The 23,481-nt window shown below is 70.9% G+C and carries 20 protein-coding genes; 10 read left to right on the top strand and 10 right to left on the bottom strand.

Annotation, left to right across the window (positions count from 1 at the left end; translation table 11 throughout):
* The first annotated feature begins 32 nt into the window (after positions 1 to 32).
* Together ACIBAG_RS26075 and ACIBAG_RS26070 are read left to right on the top strand one after the other, a co-directional pair.
* Complete coding sequence (locus ACIBAG_RS26075; protein WP_399108001.1) at positions 33 to 1,301, top strand: VWA domain-containing protein; 1,269 nt, start codon at positions 33 to 35, stop codon at positions 1,299 to 1,301.
* Positions 1,301 to 2,104, top strand: coding sequence for a hypothetical protein (locus ACIBAG_RS26070; RefSeq protein ID WP_399108000.1), 804 nt, complete (start codon positions 1,301 to 1,303; stop codon positions 2,102 to 2,104). Before ACIBAG_RS26075 ends, ACIBAG_RS26070 begins: the two co-directional genes overlap by 1 nt.
* Positions 2,105 to 2,156: 52 nt before the next feature.
* On the opposite strand, the gene ACIBAG_RS26065 is transcribed toward ACIBAG_RS26070, so the two are convergent.
* On the bottom strand, positions 2,157 to 2,783 hold the full coding sequence (locus ACIBAG_RS26065; RefSeq protein ID WP_399107999.1) for a winged helix-turn-helix transcriptional regulator: 627 nt from the start codon (positions 2,781 to 2,783) through the stop codon (positions 2,157 to 2,159).
* An 87-nt stretch (positions 2,784 to 2,870) separates the two neighbouring features.
* Here ACIBAG_RS26065 and ACIBAG_RS26060 point away from each other — a divergent pair, with 87 nt between their 5' ends.
* Positions 2,871 to 4,079 (top strand): pyridoxal phosphate-dependent aminotransferase, encoded by a 1,209-nt coding sequence (locus ACIBAG_RS26060; protein WP_399107997.1) that lies wholly within the window; start codon positions 2,871 to 2,873, stop codon positions 4,077 to 4,079.
* A 68-nt stretch (positions 4,080 to 4,147) separates the two neighbouring features.
* On the opposite strand, the gene ACIBAG_RS26055 is transcribed toward ACIBAG_RS26060, so the two are convergent.
* Positions 4,148 to 8,776 (bottom strand): type I polyketide synthase, encoded by a 4,629-nt coding sequence (locus ACIBAG_RS26055; RefSeq protein ID WP_399107996.1) that lies wholly within the window; start codon positions 8,774 to 8,776, stop codon positions 4,148 to 4,150.
* Positions 8,777 to 8,999: 223 nt separating this feature from the next.
* Between ACIBAG_RS26055 and ACIBAG_RS26050 the strand changes: the two genes are divergently transcribed.
* The 4 genes from ACIBAG_RS26050 (at position 9,000) to ACIBAG_RS26035 (ending at position 11,324) form a co-directional block, all read left to right on the top strand.
* Positions 9,000 to 9,599, top strand: a complete 600-nt coding sequence (locus tag ACIBAG_RS26050) for a histidine phosphatase family protein (RefSeq protein WP_399107994.1) — start codon at positions 9,000 to 9,002, stop codon at positions 9,597 to 9,599.
* Between the two features lie 74 nt (positions 9,600 to 9,673).
* Positions 9,674 to 10,306 carry a hypothetical protein gene (locus ACIBAG_RS26045; RefSeq protein WP_399107992.1) on the top strand — a complete coding sequence of 211 codons (633 nt, stop codon included), beginning with the start codon at positions 9,674 to 9,676 and terminating at the stop codon, positions 10,304 to 10,306.
* Positions 10,307 to 10,357: 51 nt separating this feature from the next.
* The gene (locus ACIBAG_RS26040) at positions 10,358 to 10,780 is read left to right on the top strand and encodes an acyl-CoA thioesterase (protein WP_399107991.1); all 423 of its coding nucleotides are present in this window, start codon (positions 10,358 to 10,360) and stop codon (positions 10,778 to 10,780) included.
* Positions 10,781 to 10,874: 94 nt separating this feature from the next.
* Positions 10,875 to 11,324, top strand: a complete 450-nt coding sequence (locus tag ACIBAG_RS26035; RefSeq protein ID WP_399107989.1) for a spore-associated protein — start codon at positions 10,875 to 10,877, stop codon at positions 11,322 to 11,324.
* A 111-nt stretch (positions 11,325 to 11,435) separates the two neighbouring features.
* Here the strand turns inward: ACIBAG_RS26035 and ACIBAG_RS26030 are convergent, their stop codons facing one another.
* The 7 genes from ACIBAG_RS26030 to ACIBAG_RS26000 form a co-directional block, all read right to left on the bottom strand.
* Complete coding sequence (locus tag ACIBAG_RS26030) at positions 11,436 to 12,809, bottom strand: nucleobase:cation symporter-2 family protein (RefSeq protein WP_399107988.1); 1,374 nt, start codon at positions 12,807 to 12,809, stop codon at positions 11,436 to 11,438.
* Between the two features lie 290 nt (positions 12,810 to 13,099).
* Positions 13,100 to 14,479, bottom strand: coding sequence for an 8-oxoguanine deaminase (locus tag ACIBAG_RS26025; RefSeq protein ID WP_399107987.1), 1,380 nt, complete (start codon positions 14,477 to 14,479; stop codon positions 13,100 to 13,102).
* 115 nt (positions 14,480 to 14,594) lie between these two features.
* Positions 14,595 to 15,518, bottom strand: a complete 924-nt coding sequence (gene pucL / locus ACIBAG_RS26020; RefSeq protein ID WP_399107986.1) for a factor-independent urate hydroxylase — start codon at positions 15,516 to 15,518, stop codon at positions 14,595 to 14,597.
* Between the two features lie 7 nt (positions 15,519 to 15,525).
* Positions 15,526 to 15,918: a hydroxyisourate hydrolase gene (gene uraH / locus ACIBAG_RS26015; RefSeq protein WP_399107984.1), complete on the bottom strand. Its 393-nt coding sequence runs from the start codon at positions 15,916 to 15,918 to the stop codon at positions 15,526 to 15,528.
* Positions 15,919 to 15,922: 4 nt separating this feature from the next.
* Positions 15,923 to 16,435: a 2-oxo-4-hydroxy-4-carboxy-5-ureidoimidazoline decarboxylase gene (gene uraD, locus ACIBAG_RS26010; RefSeq protein WP_399107983.1), complete on the bottom strand. Its 513-nt coding sequence runs from the start codon at positions 16,433 to 16,435 to the stop codon at positions 15,923 to 15,925.
* A gap of 149 nt (positions 16,436 to 16,584) precedes the next feature.
* Positions 16,585 to 16,953 carry a helix-turn-helix domain-containing protein gene (locus tag ACIBAG_RS26005; protein WP_031475444.1) on the bottom strand — a complete coding sequence of 123 codons (369 nt, stop codon included), beginning with the start codon at positions 16,951 to 16,953 and terminating at the stop codon, positions 16,585 to 16,587.
* Positions 16,950 to 17,201, bottom strand: coding sequence for a hypothetical protein (locus tag ACIBAG_RS26000; RefSeq protein ID WP_031475442.1), 252 nt, complete (start codon positions 17,199 to 17,201; stop codon positions 16,950 to 16,952). Before ACIBAG_RS26000 ends, ACIBAG_RS26005 begins: the two co-directional genes overlap by 4 nt.
* Positions 17,202 to 17,554: 353 nt before the next feature.
* Between ACIBAG_RS26000 and ACIBAG_RS25995 the strand changes: the two genes are divergently transcribed.
* The 3 genes from ACIBAG_RS25995 (at position 17,555) to ACIBAG_RS25985 (ending at position 20,971) form a co-directional block, all read left to right on the top strand.
* A complete protein-coding gene (locus ACIBAG_RS25995; RefSeq protein WP_399107982.1) occupies positions 17,555 to 18,376 on the top strand; it encodes a TIM barrel protein in 822 nt (273 codons plus the stop codon).
* Between the two features lie 26 nt (positions 18,377 to 18,402).
* The gene (locus tag ACIBAG_RS25990) at positions 18,403 to 19,320 is read left to right on the top strand and encodes a 2-hydroxy-3-oxopropionate reductase (RefSeq protein WP_399107981.1); all 918 of its coding nucleotides are present in this window, start codon (positions 18,403 to 18,405) and stop codon (positions 19,318 to 19,320) included.
* 193 nt (positions 19,321 to 19,513) lie between these two features.
* Complete coding sequence (locus tag ACIBAG_RS25985; RefSeq protein ID WP_399107980.1) at positions 19,514 to 20,971, top strand: catalase; 1,458 nt, start codon at positions 19,514 to 19,516, stop codon at positions 20,969 to 20,971.
* 676 nt (positions 20,972 to 21,647) lie between these two features.
* On the opposite strand, the gene gcl is transcribed toward ACIBAG_RS25985, so the two are convergent.
* Positions 21,648 to 23,432 carry a glyoxylate carboligase gene (gcl, locus tag ACIBAG_RS25980; RefSeq protein WP_399107978.1) on the bottom strand — a complete coding sequence of 595 codons (1,785 nt, stop codon included), beginning with the start codon at positions 23,430 to 23,432 and terminating at the stop codon, positions 21,648 to 21,650.
* Positions 23,433 to 23,481 lie beyond the last annotated feature (49 nt).

Below are 23,481 nucleotides of genomic sequence, written 5' to 3'. Positions count from 1 at the left end.
AGCGGGACACCTCTGATCAATAAGATCCGCCGATGATCACAAGAACACGGCTGGCGACCGGGGCCTGCGCCCTGCTCGCCGCGCTCGCGGCCGGGATGGCGTTCCCGGCCGGGGCGGTTGCCGACGAGACCAGCGCGACCGCGCCCAAGGTCGATCTCGTCCTCGACGTGAGCGGCTCGATGCGGGCGCGGGACATCGACGGCCAGTCGCGGATGGCCGCGGCGAAGCAGGCCTTCAACGAGGTGCTGGACGCGACGCCCGAGGAGGTCCAGCTCGGCATCCGCACGCTGGGCGCCGACTACCCGGGCGACGACCGCAGGACGGGCTGCAAGGACACCGCGCAGCTCTACCCGGTCGGCCCGCTGGACCGCACCGAGGCCAAGACGGCGGTCGCGACCCTGACGCCCACCGGCTGGACGCCGATCGGCCCCGCGCTGCTGAAGGCCGCCGACGACCTGGAGGGCGGCGAGGGCTCCAAGCGCATCGTGCTGATCAGCGACGGCGAGGACACCTGCGCCCCGCTCGACCCGTGCGAGGTGGCACGGGAGATCGCCGCGAAGGGCATCGGCCTGACCATCGACACGCTCGGCCTGGTCCCCAACACCAAGATGCGGCAGCAGCTGAGCTGCATCGCCGAGGCGACCGGCGGCACGTTCACCTCGGTCGAGCACACCGAGGAACTCGCCGACAAAGTCAACCAGTTGGTGGACCGGGCGGCCGATCCGGTGGTGACGCCGGTCGCGACGACGGGCGCGGACCGGTGCGCGAAGGCGCCCAAGCTCGAATCCGGCCTGTACACCGACCGGGAGGAGTTCGGGCAGCAGCGCTGGTACCGCGTGGACGTCCCGGACGGCTATGAGCTGCGCGCCTCGGTGAGCGTCTCGGCGGACCGCGCCGTGAACCCCTCGTACGGGCTGCTGCTGCGGGCGGTGACCGAGAAGGGGCGGGAGATCGTGCGCGGCGAGGCGGCGGGCAACGGCCGTACCGATGTGGTCTCGACCGGGCTGCGCTACCCGAGGGAGAAGCTGGAGAGCGGTGACGGCGCACTGCCGCCCGAGAGCGTGTGCCTCCAGGTCACCCACTCCTTCGCACCGGCCGGTGGTGTGCAGACGACGCCCGGTCTGCCGCTCGAACTGACCATCGACGTCGTGGGCGGGCCCAGCGGGTCGAGCGACGTGGCCTCCTTCGGCCTCGGGCGCGGCTGGTGGCTGCTGGGCGCGCTGATCCTCACCGGCTTCCTCGCCGGTCTCGTGTGGGGCTGGGTGTCACGCTGGCGGGTCGCGGTCTGGAGGACCAACTGATGCGGATCACACGTGTGTTGAGCGCGGCCGCGCTGATGCTCGGCCTCGCGGCCGCTCCGGCGGTCGCCGACTCCTCGCCGTCGCCGAGCGCGACGGAGGACGGCGGCGCGCCGACCGAGGCGGGCACCTCCTTCCGTACGGCGACCGAGATCGAGCAGGGGCAGACGGCCATCGCGGGCGCCTCCACGGGCGACTATCTGTACTGGTCGTTCCCCGCGGACGCCGGACAGCGCCCGACCGTGAAGGCGACGGTGAAGCTGCCGGACACGCACGCGGCCCAGACCTGGCAGATCGACGTGTACGACGGACTGCGGCGCCGCCAGGCCTGCCAGTACGGCGCCCAGACGCGCACCGCCGGAGCGGACGCCGCCTCCGTGGACCTGACCTGCGTGCTGCGCACCGTGCGGGCGTGGTCGGAGCCGTGGGCCGAGGACCCGCTGCCGGGGACGTACTACATCCGGCTGACGGTCCTGGACCCGCCCACCTCCGACCTCGGACTGCCGGTCGACGCCGAGGTCCGGGTCGATTCCGAGGACATCGGCGGGGCGGCGGCGGTCGACGGCTCGCTGGCACATCCGCTGGTGCCGGGGGCCGGCGCCATATCCCAGAGCGGCGAGGACGAGTACACCAAGGACCAACTGCTGGCGAGCCTCGAGCCCAGCGGCGGCTGGGCGTCCGGGTGGTGGTCCGACCGATGGGTGTGGACGGCGATCGGCGGCGCGCTGGCCGCGCTCGCGGGCGTCGGCGGATACGCGCTGACACGTGGTGCGGGCCGGCCGTCTCGGGTGCCGCCGAGCGCCTGACGGTTCATCAAATGGCCCGCCGTACTCAACCTTACGGCGGGCCTTTCGCCGCTCAGGTGTCGAGCAGCGCCTTGGCCAGGGTCCCGTCCCCGCTCACCTCGATACGACCGTTCCGTACCGCGTCGGCCACGCTCGACTCCCCCCGCGCGACCGCCTCGCAGGTCCCGGAGTCCAGCACCAGCCGCGCATCGGGCTCACCCGGAGCGGGACCGTCCCCGTAGACCGGCCCGTCCTCGGCCCCGACGTACAAGTGGAACTCCCCCTCCTCCAGGCGCACTTCGACGACGCCGACCCCCTCCAACGCCCGCAGCAGAGGCAGTGCGAACCAGTGCGCGCGCACCGCGTCGGTCGGCCGCCGCTCACCGAGCTCGGCCTGCCCCCACTCCCCCAGCGCCTGCAGCACGGGCAGCAACTCCCGCCCCCGACCGGTGAGTTCGTACACGTACGCCGCTCCGGGCGGCGGCAGCCGGCGCCGCGTGCTGATGCCGTCCCGCTCCATGTCCTTCAGCCGCGAGGCGAGTACGTCGGTGCTGACGCCCGGCAGGTCGGCGTGCAGGTCGGTGTAGCGCCGCGGGCCGGCCAGCAGCTCCCGGACGATCAGCAGGGTCCAGCGGTCGCCGACGACGTCGAGCGCACGGGCGGCGGAACAGTACTGGTCGTAGCTTCGGCGAGGTGACATGCGACGCAGTCTAGACAAGTTGTTGGACTTTCCAAGCCCGAACTTGGTAAAACCAAGCAACACACGAAACCGGAGGGGCGAGCGCGCATGGAGTTCCGGCAGTCGAACAAGCTCAGCGAGGTCTGCTACGAGATCCGCGGCCCGGTCATCGAGCACGCCGACGCGCTGGAGAAGGCGGGCCACAGCGTGCTGCGCCTGAACACCGGCAACCCCGCGCTCTTCGGCTTCGAGGCGCCGGAGGAGATCCTCCAGGACATGATCCGGATGCTGCCCCAGGCGCACGGCTACACCGACTCGCGCGGCGTCCTCTCCGCCCGCCGTGCCGTGGCCCAGCGCTACCAGACGCTCGGCCTGGAGGTCGGCGTCGACGACGTCTTCCTCGGCAACGGCGTGTCCGAGCTGGTCTCCATGGCCGTACAGGCACTGGTCGAGGACGGCGACGAGATCCTCATCCCCGCCCCGGACTTCCCGCTCTGGACGGCGGTGACGACCCTGGCCGGCGGCAAGGCGGTGCACTACCTCTGCGACGAGCAGGCCGAGTGGTACCCGGACCTGGACGACATGGCCTCGAAGATCACGGACCGCACCAAGGCCGTGGTCATCATCAACCCCAACAACCCCACGGGCGCGGTCTACCCCAAGGAGATCGTCGAAGGCATCCTCGACCTCGCCCGCCGCCACGGCCTCATGGTGTTCGCCGACGAGATCTACGACCAGATCCTCTACGACGACGCCGTGCACCACTCGGCCGCCGCCCTCGCCCCCGACCTGGTGGTCCTCACCTTCTGCGGCCTGTCGAAGACGTACCGCGTGGCGGGCTTCCGCTCCGGCTGGCTGGTCGTCACCGGACCGAAGCAGCACGCCAGGGACTACCTGGAGGGCCTGACCATGCTGGCCTCCATGCGGCTGTGCGCCAACGCGCCCGCGCAGTACGCCATCCAGGCCGCGCTCGGTGGCCGCCAGTCGATCCGGGAGCTGACCAACCCCGGGGGCCGCCTGCACGAACAGCGCACCGTGGCCTGGGAGAAGCTCAACGAGATCCCCGGCGTCTCGTGCGTGAAGCCGAAGGGCGCGCTGTACGCCTTCCCTCGTCTCGACCCCAAGGTCCACAGGATCCACGACGACGAGAAGTTCGTCCTGGACCTGCTGCTGCGGGAGAAGATCCAGGTGGTCCAGGGCACGGGCTTCAACTGGCCGACCCCCGACCACTTCCGGATCCTGACCCTGCCGTACGCCGAGGACCTGGAGGCGGCCATCGGGCGGATCGGGCGGTTCCTGAGCGGGTACCGCCAATAGCGCGGCGCGGCGCGGCCCGTCACCGTCGGGTGACCAGGGCCGCGCCCGCATGATGTCCGGGACCGGGGTCACGCGGCGGCCGCGACCCCGGCGTCCCGCAACTGCTCCGCCAACGCCGCCACCGTGAACCGGATCTGGTCGGGCGTGTGGTCGCACGTCACGAAGAACCGCAGCCGGGACAGCTCCTCGGGGACCGCCGGGTGCAGGATCGGGTTGACGCTGACGCCCCGCCGGAAGAGCTCACGGGCCAGCCACAGCGTGCGCGCCGAATCCCCGACGACGCACGGAACGATCGGTGTGTCGTGGCTGTGCCCGGTGTCGATCCCCGCCTCGCGGGCCAGGCGCACGAACAGCGCGGAGTTCTCCCGCAGCCGCGCGAGCCGCTCGGGCTCGGCCCGCATCAGCCGCAGCGCGGCCAGCGAGGCGGCCGTGTTCGCGGGGGTCATGCCCGCGCTGTAGACGAAGCCCGGCGCGGTGTACCGGAGGTACTCGACGACGGCGCGGTTCGCGGCGACATAACCGCCGCACCCGGCCAGCGCCTTGGACAGGGTGCCCATCCACAGGTCGACGTCCTGCCGCTCGACGTCGAAGTACTCGCCCACGCCGCGCCCGGTGGCTCCCAGCACCCCGATGCTGTGTGCCTCGTCCACCATCAGCAGCGCACCGTGCCGGCGCTTGACCTCGATGAGGTCCGGAAGGACCGCGATGTCGCCGTCCATGCTGTACACGCCCTCGACCACGACGAGCACCCGCCGGTACTGGTGGCGCACCCGGGTGAGCAGGGCGTCCAGGGCGCCCGCGTCGTTGTGCGGGAAGGGACGCCGGGTGGCGCCGGAGAGCCGGCAGCCCTGCAGGACGCTGTCGTGGGCGAGCGCGTCGTGGACGATCAGATCGCCCGGCCCGACGAGATGCCCGATCACGGTGACGTTGGTGGCGTGTCCGCTCACCATGGTGATCGCGTCCTCCGTGCCGAGTGTGCGGGCGAGTTCCTCCTCGAGCCGCACATGGAGCGGACGGCTCCCGGACAGCAGCCGGCTGGCGGACGCCGACGTGCCGTACCGTTCGACGGCTTCCCCGACCGCCTCGCTCACCCGGGGGTGCGTCGCCAGCCCCAGGTAGTTGTAGCCGGAGAAGGAGACGAGTTCACGGCCGTCGACGACCGTCCGGTCCGTCATCCCTCCCTCGTGGACGAGGAAGTAGGGGTTGGGCAACCGGAGTCGGCCCAGTGTGGCCAACCGCTCGCGGTGTGCGGTGACCTCCGGGAAGCTCTCGATACGCGTCTGCACCTCGGGATGTGCGGGGCACGCGGCGGTGGGCGCGGTGGGGAGCGGGGCGACAGGCGGAGCGGTGGGCGGTGTGGCGGCCGGTTCCGCCGTCCCGGCAGTGGCCGTGATCATCGCCGTGATGCCTCCGACGGTCGCCCGGGCACTGTTCTCGTCGATCCTCAGGAACGGCCACCGGCGTCGGAGCGACGCGAACAGGTCGGTCAGCATCAGCGAGTCGAATCCGAGATCCTCGACCAGCATGTGGTCGCTGCGCAGGTGTTCCACGGGGAAAGCGCTGATGCGGGCCACCTGTTCGAACACCGCCTCCTCGGCCTCGGCGAACACCGCCTCCTCGGCCTCGGCAGGGGATCCGGCACCGGGCGGTGCGCACGGCCGGGAGGAGCTTGCGGGAGCGACGTCGGCCGGGACCGCGTCCGCGGCTTCGGGGCGAGGGGTGTCCACGGCGGGCAGCGTGTCGCTGAGTCGCCTGAGGGCCGACACCTGCTGCTGGATGAGGTCGAGCAGTTCGTACATCGGGTTCTCCTTCGTCACCTGGTTCTCCCTGTTCGCCGGGTGCTCGTCGGCCGGGTCGGCGGCCGGTGTCGCAACGGGCGCGGCGCGGCGAGCCCCGTCACGCGCGGGTCGCGGCACCCAGTAGGGCCGCGCCTCCAGCCGGGCCACCGGCAGGTCCAGCAGCCGGCGCTCCCGCTCGCGCACCAGGGCCCGGGGGTCGACCGGGACGCCCAGGACCGCGAGCCGGGCGAGGGCCCGCAGGAACCCGTACGTGTCGTCCGGCGCCGTGCCGTCGGCGCGGACCACGTGGACGTCGCCCCGCTCGGCGAGGTTGCGGCGGACGGAGGTGAGCAGCGAACCGCCGCCCGCCACCTGGAGGAAGACGCGGGCACCCGCGTCGTAGGCGCTGCGCACCGCGTCACCGAAACGGACCGGCGCGGACGCATGACGTGCCCACAGCTCACGCAGCCGCTCGGGCTCCTCGCACACCGTCCCGCTGACCGCCGAGACGAACGGCAGGCGGGGAGGGGTGAGGGGACGCCGTTCGAGGTCCGCGCGCATGGCGTCGTCGGCCCGCGCCAGCCGCGGGGAGTGAAAGGCGTGCGACACATCGAGCGCGGACGTCACGACGCCGGCCTTCGAGCAGGCGCTTCGCAGCGCGCCGAGCCCCTCCTCAGCGCCGCTGACCACGATCTGCCGCGGCTGGTTGAAGCACGCGAGCCATACGTCGTCGATGCCCCGTACGAGCTCACGGCAGGTCTCCTCGTCGGCCTGCACGGCGAGCATCCCGCCGTGCGGCTCGGCCTCCGCCTCCCGCAGCACCGCGCCGCGGTGGGCCAGCAGCCGTACGGTCTCGGTGTCGCTGAGGAAGCCGGCGGCCGCGGCCGCCGCGAACTCCCCGACGCTGTGGCCCAGTACGAGGCCGGGGACGACGCCGCACGCGGCCAGCAGCCGGGTGGCGGCGATCTGCACGGTGCCCAGCAGGGGCTGGCACACCTCCGTCCCGGCCAGCCGTCGCCTGAGCTCCAGCCGCGCGTCGGCCGCGTCGTCCGTCCCGCCGTACAGCAGACCGGCGACGTCCACGCCGGCGACCTGCCGGGCCACCTCGCCCAGGCTGCCGACGGCCTGCCGGAACTCGGGGAACCGCTGGTGGAGGTCGCGCATCAGGCCCGGCCGCTGGCTGCCCTGGCCGGGGAAGACGAAGGCGATCCGCCGCTCGGCGGGCGGCAGCGGAGCGTCGGCGGCGAAGGCACCGTCGCCGAGATCGCCCCGGGCGCCGTCGGCCAGCTGCCGACGGGCGCGCCGCAGCCGCTCGGTGAACTGATCCGCGTCGGCGGCCACGATCGCGAGGCGGCTCGGCAGCGGCTCGCGCCCGCCCAGGGTGTGGGCCAGCTCCGCCATCGACGGCGTCGGCGTGTGCTCCAGGGCGTCGAGCAACGCCCCGGTGTGCTCCAGGAGCGACTCCCGCCCGCCCGCCGAGATCAGGGCGAGGTGGGGCTCGGCCACGGAGGCGGGGCGGACCGGCACTCCTGCTGCGGCCGGGGCCGGCGCCTCCTGGAGGACCACGTGGACGTTGGTACCGCCGAAGCCGAACGAACTCACGGCCGCACACCGCGGGGCGTCGCCGTCCGGCCACGGCCGGGGGGTGTCGGCGATGCGCAGGCCGGCGGCGTCCAGCCCGAGATCCGGACGGGGGGCGAAGTCGGGCTGCGGAACGACCGTACGGTGATGCACGACCAGGGCTGTCTTGATCAACCCGGCGATGCCCGCCGCGGACAGCGCGTGCCCGATGAGGGCCTTGGCGGAGGAAAGGTGGCACGGGCCCAGGTCCCCGTCCGCGTGCTCGGTCCGCAGCCGGCGCAGCGCTTCCACCTCCACTCGGTCGCCGACGGAGGTGGCCGTGCCGTGGGCCTCGATGAAGCCCACGGCGGAGGGCGGCAGGCCCGCGTCGGCGAAGGCGCGGCGCATGGCCCGCAGCTGGCCTTCGGCGGTGGGCACCAGGGGTCCGGGGGCGGCACCGTCGTTCGCCGAGCCGATGCCCTTGATGACGGCGTAGACCCGGTCACCGGCGGCGAGCGCGTCCCGCAGCGGCCGTACGACGACGGCGCCGGCGCCTTCACCGAGGACGAAGCCGTCGGCCCGCTCGTCGAAGGGCCGGCACACCCCGCTGGCCGACAGGGCGCCCAGGCGGGAGAAGCCCACGAGGCTGTCCGGGGTGAGGCTGAGGTAGACACCGCCGACCACGGCCATCGCACAGGTCCCCCGGCGCAGCTGGAGCACCGCCTGGTCGAGGGCGATCAGGGAGCTGGAGCAGGCGGCGTCGACGGCGAAGCTGGGGCCGCCGAGGTCGAAGTGCCGGCTCACGGCGGCCGGCGCCATGTTGAGCAGGCTCCCCGGCAGGGCGAAGGCCTGGAGGGGACTGAGCTGCTCGGTGGCATGGTCCCGCAGGGCCCGCAGGAGGCCGGGGTCGGCCGTGCCGCCGAGCGACCCGTCGGCGAGGGCGATCGCCCGCAGGCGGGCCGTCATGAGCTCCTTGTAGTCGGACACCGACAGACCGAAGAAGACGCCGGTGTTCTCCCGGTCGAAGCCGCCCCGGCCCATCCCCGCGTCGTCGAGTGCCTCGCGGGTCACGTCGAGCATCAGCCGGTGCTGCGGGTCCATGGCCTCGACGCGGCGGGGCGGCATGCCGTAGTGCAGGGCGGCGAAGCGGTCCACTTCGTCCAGGAAGGCGACCCGGTCGGTGTAGGCGCTGTCGCCGTCGGACCGGTCGGCGGGGGCGTGGAACGTGGCGTGGTTCCAGCGGTCCGCGGGCACCGGGGCGAACTGGCGCTCCGCGCTGTGGAGGAGCTTCCAGTACGCCTGGCTGTCCCGGGCGCCGGGGAAGCGACAGCCGAGTCCGACGATGGCGATGTCATTCATGGGAGACCTGCTTGGTTCGGGTGGCCGGGGCGGGCGTTCGACTGCCACGCTCCCCCGCGACCGGGGAGGCGCTCCAGCCCCGGCTGTTCGTCACTTGACGAGCGCCGAGGCATCCGCTAGATGCGCCGTCCGCCCGTGGGAACAGCCGTCCGGACCAGCCCGTCCTGCGGGCCGTCGCACCCTGTGGCACGGTGCCGGGAAGGCGAGCGGGAAGGGTGCGCGCGTGGCTGATCTGTTTCTCGTCCGGCACGGTGAGACCGAGTGGTCGCGGTCCGGGCGGCACACGGGGTGGACGGACGTGCCTCTCACCGAGCGCGGGCGGGAGGAGGCGCGGCGGCTGGTGCCGTTGATCCGGTCGCACCGGATCGGGGCCGCCTTCGTCAGCCCGGCGCAGCGGGCCCGGGAGACCGCCGAGCTGATCGGGCTGCACGACGTGCGGGTCGACACGGATCTGCGCGAGTGGGACTACGGCGGGTACGAGGGGATCACGACCGTCGAGATCCAGCGCGAGCGGCCGGGGTGGTTCCTGTTCACGGACGGGGTCGCGCCCGGGCCGCCCGACCATCCCGGGGAGAGCCCGCAGCAGGTCGGGGAGCGCGCGGACCGGATGCTGGCCAAGGTGGACGCGGCGTTCGCCAACAACGAGGGGTGCGTGGTGCTGGTGGCGCACGGGCACTTCCTGCGGGTCCTCACGGCCCGGCGGCTCGGGCTGCCGGCCGCGCGGGGGGCGCTGTTCCAGCTGGGCACGGGGACGGTGTGCCGGCTGGGCACGGAGCACGGGCGGCCGGTGGTCGCCGGGTGGAATGTCAGACCCGGGTCGTAGCCTTCCGGGCAGATGGGGCCGTGCCTGCGCGAAGGGTGCGGCGGCCCGGCCGAACGCCTGGGGAGGAGCACGCCGTGACGAAACCACCGACCGCGGCCCAGCGGCGTGTCATCGACGCCGCCGATCCCGTGACCGGGCGGATCAGAGGTACGGAGGCGCAGCTCGCGGCGCTGGTGAAGCGGGGGCTGGCCTTCCGGCACCCGCGGCCGCCGCACGATCACTTTCTGACGCCGGCGGGGCATCGGATACGGGAGGAGGCGGAGCCGGCGGCGCCCGCGGAGCCCACGGCTGCAGCGGCCGGCAGGGTGTTCGCCGCGCGGATCGGCGGCGAGGAGGACGCGCCGAGGACGGGACCGGCCCGCGTCCGGGAGGTGCACAGCGCCTGGCAGGGGCTGCTGGAGCTGCGCCGGATGACCAACCCGGACGGGGCCGTGGACCGGCCGTGCGCCTGGGAGCGTACGCATCTGGTGCGGGCCGCCGCGCTGGCCCTGGAGGCCGCCGGGCACGCGCCGGCCGAGCGGGACTCCGAGGAGGGGTACCGGGTGCGGGCCACCCCGCAGCCGGAGGCCGTGGCCGTGTACGAGCCGGACGGCGCGCGTCTGCGAGCCTGCGCGGCCACACTGGAGGAGGCGGGCTGGCAGGTCGGCGAGCACACCGAGCCCCGCACCAGAGCGCGCTATCTGCTGGCGTCCCCGCGCCGGGCATGACCGGCATGCCAGGATCGGTGCACAGGGCATCGAGCATGAGAAGGGGAAACAGTGAGCGAGCCGTTCTCCGTCCGGATCACCGTGCGCGGCTACGAGACGGATGTACAGGGGCACGTCAACCAGAGCGTTTACATCAACTATGCGGAGCACGCGCGATGGTCGCTGCTCCGCGCCGCGGGCATCACCCAGACCGGGCTCATAGGCAAGGGGGTCGGTCCGGTCGCGCTGGAGACGACCATCCGCTACAAACGGGAGCTCCTCGCCGGTGACGAGGTCGACGTGACCTGCGCCTTCGAGTGGTCGGGCGGCAAGATCTTCCGCATCCACCAGACCATGCGCAAGGCGGACGGCACGGTGGCGGCCGAACTCACGGCGGTGGGCGGCCTGATGGACCTCAAGGAGCGCAGGATGGTGGCCAACCCGCAGGACTACTTCAAGGAACTGGCCACGGACCCGAGCCTGTTCGGGTTCTAGTCACGGGCACGGCACGGGTGAGCACAACCATTCGCATGCCCCGCGGGTCACACCATGCAGGAGCAACCACCTCCAATGGTTACCAGGGGGAAATATGCGATTCACCCGATCTGTGCTGCCCGCCGCCGCGTTAGCGGCTCTGACGGTGGGGACCACGGCCGCCCTGACGGCACCCGCCTCCGCGGCGCCCAACACCACTGCGCAGAAGGTCTGCGGCAGCGGCTACAAGACCGTCAACTCCGCGCCCGTCGGCTCACTGGGCACCGTCTACCTGACGTACAACGCCGCCAACGGCCGGAACTGCGTGGCGACCATCCGCAACAACCCGGGCACGGCCATGGACATGGCCGCGTGGCTGTACATCCCGGACACCGAGGAGTACGACGAGGACTACGGGCGCTACACGTCGTACGCCGGGCCGACCTACGTGTACGGCAAGGGGCACTGCGTGGACTGGGGCGGCCAGATCAACAACGTGTACGTGCAGGTCACGGGCTCCAACTGCGGGTCCCTGAAGGAGCACCGGGTCACCTACACCCGCTGACCCGGCACAGCCGCATCCGCTGACCCGGCACAGCGACACGCGTTCGCCCTGGCAGGACTCGCGGAGTCCGGCCAGGGCGAACGTGCTTTGCCGCGCGGCTGATCGCCGGCCTCACGGCGTGGTGGTCACCGGCTCCATCGGGGCCGTGACCTCGTCGGCCTCCCGCCCCTTGCCCAGGTGGTTGAAGACGAGGTTCAGCGCCACCGCCGCCACACAGCCCGTCGAGATGCCCGAGTCCAGCACGATCCGCGCCGTCTCCGGGAAGGCGTGGTAGAACTCCGGCGCCGTGATCGGGACGATGCCGACGGCCAGCGAGACGGCGACGATCAGGACGTTGTTGTCCTTCTCCAGGCCGGCCCGGACGAGCGTCTGGATGCCGCTGGCGGCCACCGAACCGAAGAGGACCACGCCCGCGCCGCCGAGCACCGGGCGCGGTACGACCGCGATGAGCGACGCGGCCATCGGGCACAGGCCCATCAGCACCAGGAACCCGCCGCCCACGGCGACGACGTACCGGCTGCGGATCTTCGTCATCGCCACCAGGCCGATGTTCTGCGCGAAGGCACTGCACATGAAGCCGTTGAAGAGGGGGCTGATCGCCGAGCCGAGGGTGTCGGCGCGCAGGCCCGCCGCGATGGTCTTCTCGTCGGCCGGGCGCTCGACGATCTCACCCAGTGCCAGCATGTCGGCGGTCGACTCGGTCATCGACACCACCATCACCACGCACAGCGAGATGATCGCGGCGAGCTGGAACTGCGGGGCGCCGAAGTGGAACGGGGTCGGGAAGCCGATGACGTCCGCGTCGGCCACCGGGCCGAAGTCGGTGACACCGAACGGGATGGCGATCAGCGTGCCGACGACCAGGCCGAGCAGGACGGCGATCTGCTTGACGAAGCCGCGCGTGAAGCGGCGCAGCAGCAGCACGATCAGCAGGGTTCCGGCCGCCAGTCCCAGGTTCGTGGCCGAACCGTAGTCGTCCGCGGCCGGATTGGGACCTTGCGCCCAGCCGAAGGCGACGGGCAACAGCGAGATGCCGATGAGGGTGATGACCGTACCCGTGACCACCGGCGGGAAGAAGCGCACCGCCTTGCTGAAGAAGGGGGCGGCCAGGAATCCCAGCAGGCCGGCCACGATGACCGCGCCGAAGATGATCGGCAGCGCGTCGGACTTGTCCTCGGTGGAGGCGACGACGGCGGTCATCGGGGCGACGCCGGCGAAGGTGACGCCGTTGACGAACGGCAGCCGGGCGCCGATCTTCCAGAAGCCGAGGGTCTGGAGGAAGGTGGCGAGGCCCGCGGTGAACAGGCAGGCGCCGGTGAGGAAGGTCAGGTCGGTGGCGGTCAGGCCTATGGCCGCGCCGACTATCAGGGGTGGGGCGACGACTCCGGCGTACATGGCGGCCACGTGCTGCAGGCCGGTGGTCGCCATTTTCAGGACGGGGAGTTTCTCGTCGACGGGGTGGGTCGAAGCGGGCTGAGCGGACACTGCGGCTCTCCTCCGGGCGGCTACACGTCGACTCTGACGCGGGGTTCAAGGAGGTGGTGCTGGCGGTCATGGGGTACCTCCCTGCTCGAGCGAAGCCGAGAGCTTGGGGGAGGGACCGGGGACGGGCCCGTTCTGGGGGAAACGGAGACCGATCCGGGGCGCGCGCATCGGGCACACGCCCCGGAGACGGCCGCCATGGACCCCGCTCGGGTCCACGGCTGCCGGCCGGGAGCCGTCCCTCCCGGCCGGAGATCAAGTGCCGTACTGGGCAAGGCGATTCAGTACGGTGATCAGGCTTGCGTCGAGATCCGCGCGAGCCGCTGTGCTTCCTCCCGCGTCGAGCGGGCGATCGCGTCCTCGTCGGCCGTGAGCAGTCGCCCGTCCTCGACGATCTGGCGGCCGTTCACGAACGACGCCGTGACCGGCGCCGCGGCACCGAAGACCAGCGCGGTCACCGGGTCGGCGATGGAGGCGTGGGCGAGGGTGTCCAGCTTCCACAGCACCAGGTCGGCCAGCTTGCCCGGCTCGAGGGAGCCGATCTCGCTCGCCCGGCCGAGGACCTGGGCACCGCCGAACGTGCCGAGACGCAGCGCCTGCCGGGCGTTCAGGGCGGCCTCGCGGTGGGCGCCGAGGCGGTTGATGAGGAGGGCGTTGCGCAGTTCGGTGTGCAGTTCGCCGGACTCGTTGGATGCCGTCCCGTCGACGCCGAGGCCGACGGGGACGCCGGCCGCCAGCATGTCGGGAACGCGGGCGATACCGGCGGCCAGACGGGCGTTGGACGAAGGACAGTGGGCGACACCCGTCTTCGTACGGGCGAAGGCGGCGATGTCGGAGTCGTTCATGTGGACGCAGTGCGCCATCCACACGTCCTCGCCGAGCCAGCCGGTGGACTCGAAGTAGTCGGTCGGTCCCATGCCGAACAGCTCGTGGCAGAACTTCTCCTCCTCCACGGTCTCCGAGCCATGGGTGTGCATGCGCACGCCGAGGCGGCGGGCGAGCTCGGCGCCCTGCTTGAGGAGTTCGGTGGAGATGGAGAAGGGGGAGCAGGGGGCGACGGCGACCTGGGTCATCGCGTCGAAGGAGGCGTCGTGGTACCGCTCGACGGTCTCCTCCGTCGCGGCCAGGGCGCCTTCGAGGATCTCGACGGCGAAGTCCGGCGGCAGCCCGCCGTCCTTCTCGCTGCGGTCCATGGAGCCACGGGCGAGGGTGAAGCGGACACCCATGTCGCGGGCGGCGCCGATGATCGCGCCGGACAGGTCGCCGGAGCCCTTCGGGTACACGTAGTGGTGGTCCATGGCGGTGGTGACACCACCGCGGGCCATCATCGCCAGTGAGCCCTGCGCGGCGGAGCGCACCATCTGCTCGTCGATGCGCGCCCAGGTCGGGTAGAGGGCGACGAGCCAGTTGAAGAGGTTGTGGTCCGTGGCCAGGCCGCGGGTGATCCACTGGTAGAAGTGGTGGTGCGTGTTGATCAGGCCGGGGGTCACCAGGTGCCCGGTGGCGTCGATGCGGCGGACGACGTTCTCCAGGCCCTCGGGGGCCCTGCCCGTGCCGAGCGACTCGATGCGGTTGTCCGCGATGACGATGTGGCCCGTGGCGTACTCGGTGTCGTGCGCGTCCACCGTCGCGATCGAACAGCTCTCGATGACGACGCGCTGGGCTGCTGCCATGATTCGTCCTTTGCGCTGATGTGGAGAGGGCACGGCAGGACCCTGGGAGATTTGAGTACCGCGGCCGGTCAGGCGGGGCCTCACCGGCCGCGGGTGCCGAGATGGAGTTACCGACTTACAGGTTGGTGAGGTCCACCGGGATCCTCGCCTCGCAGCCGTCCCGAAGGATGGTGGCCTCGATCAGGCCGTAGGGGCGGTCGGCGGCGAAGTACACCTCGTTGTCGTTCTTCAGCCCGAACGGCTCCAGGTCCACCAGGAAGTGGTGCTTGTTCGGGAGGGAGAAGCGCACCTCGTCGATCTCACTGCGGTTGTTGATGATGCGCGCGCCCATCTGGTACAGCGTCTGCTGCAGAGACAGCGAGTAGGTCTCGGCGAAGGCCTGGAGCATGTGCTTCTTGGTCTGCTCGTAGGACTTCTCCCAGTTGGGCATCCGCTGCTCGTCGTCGGTCCAGTTGAAGCGCCAGCGGCCGGAGACCTGGGTGGCCAGGATGCGGTCGTACGCCTCCTTCAGCGTCGTGTACCTGTCCTTGACGTAGCCCCAGAACTCGGAGTTGGTCGAGTTCATCACGACGAGGTCCTTGAGGCCGGATACGACCTCCCACTTCTCACCGTCGTACGTGATCTGGGTGAGGCGGGTCTCCTGACCCTTGCGGACGAAGGAGTGCTTGACCTCGTCGGAGCCGATGAACTGCGAGTTGGCGTCGGAGGCCTCGATCCGCTCCCAGGCGTACTCCTCGATGCGGATCCGGGCGATCTTGATCGGCTCCTGGCTGGTCACGAAGTGCCGGGCCAGGTGGATGCCGAACTGCTCGGCGGACTCGATGCCGTACTCCTTGGCGAACGCGTACACCGTGTTCTTGGTGGTGTCGGTCGGCAGGACGTTGGCGTTGGAGCCGGAGTAGTGGACCTCGTCCATGTCGCCGGAGAGGGCGACCGAGACGTTCAGGTCCTTGATGTGGTGGGTGGCGCCGTCCCGCGTGATCTTTACGACTCGGTTCTCGGCCTTGCCGTACTGGTTCTGTCCCAGGATCGTGGGCATGTGTCTGCTAGCTCCCTCGGTATACGGAGTAGCCGAACGGGTTGAGCAGCAGCGGTACGTGGTAGTGCTCCCCGGGCTTCACGGCGAAGGTGATCGCCACCTCGGGGAAGAACACGGCACCGCTGTCCCGATTCGCGGGGGCGTCCTGCTGCGCATCGGCTTGCTTCTTCTCGAAGTACGGCTCCACCGCGAAGTCGAGCCGTACGTGGGTGGTCCCCTCCGGCAGCGCCGGGAGGTCCTTGCACCGCCCGTCCGCGTCGGTCGCGGAACCGCCGAGCGCCCGCCATTCAGCGTCCCGGCCGCTACGGGCCGCGAGCTGTACGGCGACGCCCTCGGCGGGGCGGCCGACGCTGGTGTCCAGGATGTGCGTGGACACGGAGGCGGTGGTGCTGGTGCTCATGAGGTCAGGCTTCCTCTTCGACGATGCGGGCGAGCCGGATACGGTTGATCTTGCCCAGCTCGGTGCGGACGATCTCCCGCTCCTGCTCCGGCGAGTTGCCGATCCGTTCCTTGACCGCGTCGCGCATCTGCTCGCCGGTCCGGCCGGTGGCGCAGATCAGGAAGACATGGCCGAACCGGTCCTGGTAGGCCAGGTTGAGTTCGAGCATCTCCGCCTTGAGCTCCTCGGAGGCGCCGGCCATGCCGCGCTGCTCCCGGGCCGAGGTCGGGTCGCCCGGCTTGGGGCGGCCGATCGGCGGGTGCCCGGCCATGGCCTCGGCCAGGTCCTCGGCGGTCAGCTCGGCCATGGCGGCGTCACTGGCGGCGTAGAGGTCGTCGGCGGTGGCATAGGGGCGGGCGGCGAGCAGCCGCTTCACCCACGCCGTGGAGGCGCACGCCTCATGGAGAGCGGCGTGGGCCGCGTGCTCCTCCAGGGCGTTGAACCGGGCCAGGCCCGGGGGCGTGGAATACGACGTCACGGGAGCCTCCGTGGCCGCGAAGGGCGGCCTTCGTACTGAACGGGCGTGCCGATAGCTAACGCCCTACGACGACGAGACGTCAACACTTTGTTGAAAATTCGCGGTAACGAAACCGAGCAGGTCGCCCCGGCGTCCAGGGGCCGGTTCCCTCAGGCGTTCTTGTCCCGGTTGAGGTAGTTGTAGACCGTGAAGCGGCTCACCCCGAGCGCGCTCGCCACGGTCTCCACGCCGTGCCGCACGGAGAAGGCGCCGCGCGCCTCGAGTATCCGCACGACCTCCTGCTTGGCCTTGCGGTCCAGGTCCGCCAGCGGCTTGCCCTTGCGGCGCTCCATGGCGGCCAGGATGTGATCGAGGGAGTCGGCGAGCTGGGGCAGGCGTACGGCGACGACGTCGGCGCCCTCCCAGGAGAGCACGACGTCCTCGGGGCCGGCCTCGTCCGGCGGGATGATCTCGCCGCCCATGGCGTCGACCAGCGGCTTCACGGCCGCGATGAAGGGCTCCTCGCCGGTGCCGGTCACTGCTCGCCCTCCCCGACCACGTTGACCTGCAGGGAGATCCGGGTGGCGCCGGCCTCCAGGGTCTTGCGCAGCAGGGCGTCCAGGGCGGTGAGCACGGCGTCGGCACCGCCCTCCGCCGTGTTGCCGAACGGGCCGACGTCCACGGCGTCGAGCTCGGCCGCCTCGATGACCTCACGGGCGACCAGCGCGTGCGCGGGTGCCTCGTCGAGGTCGAAGGGTTCGGTAGTGAACTCCACTCGCAATCGCATGCTGCCCCCAATACCCCTCTGACCTGCACAGCCCGGATGACGCACCAAGAGCGCATCGGGACACAACGGGAGGCACGATCGACGGCACCAGGCCACGATGCACCGCAGGCCGATCACTTTTCACGGCGGCGGAGCCGGGTCGTCCGCCCAGCAGCGACTGTATCCGACGCGGGCCCGGCCCGCCGGGGCCGGCCAGAACGGTCGCTCACCCACAGGCTTCCTCCTCAGCACGCAGCGCCGTGACCGGCACGGCCCCTCTTGACAAGCCCCGACACGCGACGGCAATCTTCCATTAAGCAGAAACCAACTTCCGCAATACGGAATCTCGACAACGGAAGGGAGCGCCGGCCCCCATGGGATTCGCAGAGCAGCGCTTCAACGTCAACCTGTCGATCCTCTTCACGGAACTCCCGCTCCTGGAGCGCCCCGCGGCCGCCGCCGCGGCCGGCTTCACCGCGGTCGAGCTGTGGTGGCCCTGGGTCGACTCCCCCACCCCGGAGCAGTCCGAGCTCGACGCCCTCAAGAAGGCGATCGAGGACGCCGGCGTCCAGCTCACCGGCCTGAACTTCTACGCCGGTCAGCTGCCCGGCCCCGACCGCGGCGCCCTTTCCGTCCCGGGCGAGGAGTCGGAGAGGTTCCGCGCCAACATCGACGTGGCCGCCGACTTCGCCCAGTCGCTCGGCTGCACGGCGCTCAACGCCCTGTACGGCAACCGCGTCGAGGGCGTGGACCCGGCCGAGCAGGACGCTCTGGCGCTGGAGAACCTGGTCCTCGCCGCCCGGGCGGCCGACCGGATCGGCGCGATCCTGCTGATCGAGGCCCTGAACAAGCCCGAGTCGCCGCTGTACCCGCTAGTGTCGGCCCCGGCCGCGGTCGGGATCGTCGACAAGGTCAACGAGGCGACGGGACTGGGCAACGCCCGCTTCCTCATGGACCTCTACCACCTGTCCATGAACGGCGAGGACCTGCCGGCGGTGATCGAGGAGTACGCCGCGAAGACCGGCCACGTCCAGATCGCCGACAACCCGGGCCGTGGCGCGCCGGGCACGGGCTCGCTGCCCCTCGAAGACCTCCTCGACCAGCTGAAGAAGGCGGGCTACGACGGCTGGGTCGGCCTCGAGTACAAGCCGGGCGACCGCCCGAGCGCCGAGGCCTTCGACTGGCTGCCCCGCTGACCCCCTTACCGAAAGGCACCCCCATCATGAGCGACAACCTTGCCAACTCTTCCCGCCCGACCCGCCCGGCGATTGCGTGGATCGGCCTCGGCATCATGGGCTCCCCCATGTCCGAGAACCTGATCAAGGCGGGTTACCAGGTCACCGGCTTCACCCTGGAGCAGGACAAGCTGGACCGCCTCGCCGCCGCGGGCGGCACCGCGGCCGGTTCGATCGCCGAGGCCGTGAAGGACGCCGACGTCGTCATCACGATGGTCCCGGCCTCCCCCCACGTCGAGGCCATCTCCTACGGCCCCGACGGCATCCTGGAGAACGCGAAGTCCGGCGCCCTGCTGATCGACATGTCCTCGATCACCCCGCAGACCTCGGTCGACCTGGCGAAGGCCGCCAAGGACAAGGGCATCCGCGTCCTGGACGCCCCCGTGTCCGGCGGTGAGGCCGGCGCCATCGAGGCCGTGCTGTCGATCATGGTCGGCGGTGACCAGGCCGACTTCGACCAGGCCAAGCCGATCTTCGAGGCGCTCGGCAAGACCATCGTGCTGTGCGGTCCGCACGGCTCGGGTCAGACCGTGAAGGCGGCCAACCAGCTCATCGTCGCCGTGAACATCCAGGCGTGCGCCGAGGCCGTGGTCTTCCTGGAGAAGTCGGGCGTGGACCTGCAGGCCGCGCTGGACGTCCTGAACGGCGGCCTCGCAGGCTCCACCGTGCTGACCCGGAAGAAGGACAACTTCCTCAACCGCGACTTCAAGCCCGGCTTCCGCATCGACCTGCACCACAAGGACATGGGCATCGTCACGGACGCCGCCCGCAACGTCGGCGCCGCTCTTCCGGTCGGTGCCGTGGTCGCCCAGCTGGTCGCCTCCCTGCGCGCGCAGGGCGACGGCGGCCTGGACCACTCCGCGCTGCTGCGTGCGGTCGAGCGCCTCTCCGGCGCCCAGGTCTGACGACCCTCCGAGACTTCCGGGCCGCGGCGCCGCTGACACCTGTCCTGTCGCGCCCAGGCGGCGCCGCGGCCCGGAATCACCTTCAACAAACCGTTGATCCAACTTCAACAAACTGTTGACGTCCCCTCGCCCCACTTCTAGGCTCCACAAAGCGGAAACAGTTTTCCGCTGACACCCGCACGGAAGGTCCACGATGTCGAAGCGCGTGCTCACCACCGAGTCCGGCGCCCCGGTCGCCGACAACCAGAACTCCGCCTCCGCCGGCGTCGGCGGCCCGCTCCTGCTCCAGGACCAGCACCTGCTGGAGAAGCTGGCGCGCTTCAACCGCGAGCGCATCCCGGAGCGCGTGGTGCACGCCCGGGGTTCCGGCGCGTACGGCCACTTCGAGGTGACCGATGACGTCACCGGCTTCACCCACGCCGACTTCCTGAGCGAGGTGGGCAAGCGGACCGAGGTTTTCCTGCGCTTCTCGACCGTGGCCGACAGCCTCGGCGGCGCGGACGCGGTCCGCGACCCGCGCGGCTTCGCCGTCAAGTTCTATACGGCGGAGGGCAATTACGACCTCGTCGGGAACAACACGCCGGTGTTCTTCATCAAGGACCCGATCAAGTTCCCCGACTTCATCCACTCCCAGAAGCGCGACCCGTTCACCGGCCGCCAGGAGCCCGACAACGTCTGGGACTTCTGGGCGCACGCCCCCGAGGCCACGCACCAGGTGACGTGGCTGATGGGCGACCGCGGCATCCCGGCGTCGTACCGCCACATGAACGGCTACGGCTCGCACACCTACCAGTGGACGAACGCCGACGGCGAGGCCTTCTTCGTCAAGTACCACTTCAAGACCAACCAGGGAATCCGCTGCCTGTCCGCCGAGCAGGGCGCCGAGCTCGCCGGAAAGGACCCCAACTCCCACCAGACGGACCTGCTGCAGGCCATCGAGCGGGGTGTGCACCCGTCCTGGACGGTCTACGTCCAGATCATGCCGGCGGCCGAGGCGGCCGACTACCGCTTCAACCCCTTCGACCTCACCAAGGTCTGGCCGCACAAGGACTACCCGCTGCAGCGCGTGGGCCGACTTGTCCTCGACCGCAACCCGGACAACGTCTTCGCCGAGGTCGAGCAGGCGGCGTTCTCCCCGAACAACTTCGTGCCGGGCATCGGCCCGTCCCCCGACAAGATGCTCCAGGGCCGTCTGTTCGCCTACGCGGACGCCCACCGCTACCGCCTGGGCGTCAACCACACCCAGCTCCCGGTGAACGCCCCCAAGGCGACGACCGCGCAGAACTACGGCCGCGACGGCTTCATGGCGACCAACTCCCAGGGCCGGTACGCCAAGAACTACGAGCCGAACTCCTACGACGGCCCGGTGGAGACCGGCCGCCCCCTGTCGGCCCCGCTGGCCGTGACCGGCCACACGGGCACCCACGAGGCCCCGCTCCACACCAAGGACGACGACTTCTTCCAGGCCGGCGAGCTGTACCGCCTGATGTCCGCCGAGGAGAAGTCCCGCCTGGTCGCGAACATCGCCGGCAGCCTGTCCCAGGTCTCCCGCGACGACGTGATCGAGAAGAACCTGGCCCACTTCCACGCCGCCGACCCGGAGTACGGCAAGCGCGTGGAGGAGGCGGTCCGCGCCCTGCGCGAGGACTGAGCCCCGAGGCCGCGTCCGGTACCTGACGGGAGGTCAGGCCGGACGCATCGCCCGCGCTTGGACCGAGCGACCCGGATGAGGGGTGGTCACTCGGTACGGGCGCGGGCAACGTGAGGACCGCGGCGGCGTGCGAGCCAGTGCGGTGGTGAAGGTCCGGTCTCCTTCTTCGACCAGAGGGAAGGAGCCCCGGTTCCGTCGCTGCCGCCGCGGTCCCGAGCTTCCGGCAATGGCCGGACAGCCCCCAGACCCCGTCCGGCGGCGCGAATGTCCTGTCGCGCCCAGCCTCGCACCGTCGGACGGCCACAACCGAATACCTCACCGGCCGAAGAGCGCCGGGTACGGACGGTCCCGTACCCGGCGCTCTTCGGCGTCTGTTGCCGGCATACGGCTCCCCACTCCCCTGGGCCGCCCCGGCGGGTCACGGAAGGCGACGCGACGCCGGGCATCACCACGCGCGTACTCCTGGGGACGTAGGACGTGTACGCAATCCTCAAATCAAGCTCTGAACCTCGGTCAAGGGGCTTCAACCGACCCCTGCCATGGGCACATTGTCGTCACACGAGGCCCGCCGGCACGGGGGCGGCGGGCCTCGCCACGGGGGACGCGAAAGGGGCGGCCCAACCTTTCGGTTGGGCCGCCCCTCGTTCGTGGGAAGCGTCAGACCTTCGGCGTCCGGTCAGACCTTCAGGGTCTTGATCGACGTCGGCGCATGTCCCGGCTCCGTCGCGATCTCCTCGAACTCGACGACATTGCTGATGTCGTTGGTCGTCGACATGGAGATGTTGGTGACCCGCTCAAGGATCGCCTCGACCACGACCGGCACCTGGAACTCGGCGGCGAGCTTCTTGGCCTGCTCGAAGGCCGCGCCCAGCTCGCTCGGGTCCGTCACCCGGATCGCCTTGCAGCCGAGGCCCTCGGCGACCTTGACGTGGTCGACGCCGTAGACGCCCAGCTCGGGCGAGTTGATGTTCTCGAACTCCAGCTTGACCTGGAAGTCGATGTCGAACGCCCGCTGCGCCTGGCGGATCAGGCCCAGGTAGGAGTTGTTCACCAGGACATGGACGTACGGGATCCGGTGCTGGGCGCCGACCGCCAGCTCCTCGATCATGAACTGGAAGTCGTAGTCCCCGGACAGGGCGACGACCTGTGCCTCCGGGTCGGCCTTCGCGACACCCAGCGCGGCCGGGATGGTCCAGCCGAGCGGGCCCGCCTGGCCGCAGTTGATCCAGTGCCGCGGCTTGAAGACGTGCAGCATCTGGGCACCGGCGATCTGCGAGAGGCCGATCGTGGAGACGTACCGGGTCTCCGGGCCGAAGGCCTTGTTCATCTCCTCGTAGACGCGCTGCGGCTTGATCGGGATGTCGTCGAAGTGCGTACGGCGCTGGAGGGTCGCCTTCCGCTCCTGCGCGGACGCGGCCCATGCGCTGCGGTCGGGCAGCTTGCCGGCCGCCTTCAACTCCCGGGCCACCTCGACGAACAGCTCCAGGGCGGCCTTCGCGTCGGACGCGATGCCGTAGTCCGGAGCGAAGATCTTGCCGATCTGGGTCGGCTCGACGTCGACGTGGACGAACTTCCGGCCCGCCGTGTAGACGTCGAGCTTGCCGGTGTGGCGGTTGGCCCAGCGGTTGCCGATGCCGAGGACGAAGTCGGACTCGAGGAAGGTCGCGTTGCCGTAGCGGTGCGAGGTCTGCAGGCCGACCATGCCGGCGTTCAGCTCGTGGTCGTCGGGGAGCAGGCCCCAGCCCATCAGGGTCGGCACGACCGGTGTGCCGGTCAGCTCGGCGAACTCGACGAGGAGTTCGGCGGCGTCGGCGTTGATGACACCACCGCCCGCGACGATCAGCGGCCGCTCGGAGGCGTTCAGCATCCCGATCGCCTTCTCGATCTGGGCGCGGGACGCGGCGGGCTTGTAGACCGGGAGCGGCTCGTACGTCTCCGGGTCGAACTCGATCTCGGTGAGCTGGACGTCGATCGGCAGGTCGATGAGGACCGGGCCGGGACGGCCGGAGCGCATCAGGTGGAACGCCTGCTGGAAGACGCCGGGGACCTGCGCGGCCTCCAGGACGGTCACCGCTATCTTGGTGACCGGCTTGGCGATCGAGGCGATGTCGACGGCCTGGAAGTCCTCCTTGTGGATGACGGCGGTCGGCGCCTGGCCCGTGATGCACAGGATCGGGATGGAGTCGCCGATCGCGGAGTACAGGCCGGTGATCATGTCGGTGCCGGCCGGGCCGGACGTGCCGATGCAGACGCCGATGTTGCCGGGGTGCGTGCGGGTGTAGCCCTCGGCCATGTGCGAGGCGCCCTCCACATGGCGGGCGAGGGTGTGCTGGATGCCGCCCGAGGCCTTGAGCGCCGCGTAGAAGGGGTTGATCGCCGCGCCCGGCACACCGAACGCGTTGTTGACGCCCTCGCGCTTGAGGATCTCGACTGCCGCTCGGGCAGCGGTCATACGAGCCATTGAGTACTCCTGCTTCGGCTGTCGGATTCGCACTCCCGTCGCGCCCCGC

This window comes from Streptomyces sp. NPDC051243 (genome assembly GCF_044455405.1).
GTDB lineage: Bacteria > Actinomycetota > Actinomycetes > Streptomycetales > Streptomycetaceae > Streptomyces.
The sequence above is the reverse complement of the archived record's forward strand: the minus strand, read 5'-3'. Positions and strand labels throughout refer to the sequence as shown.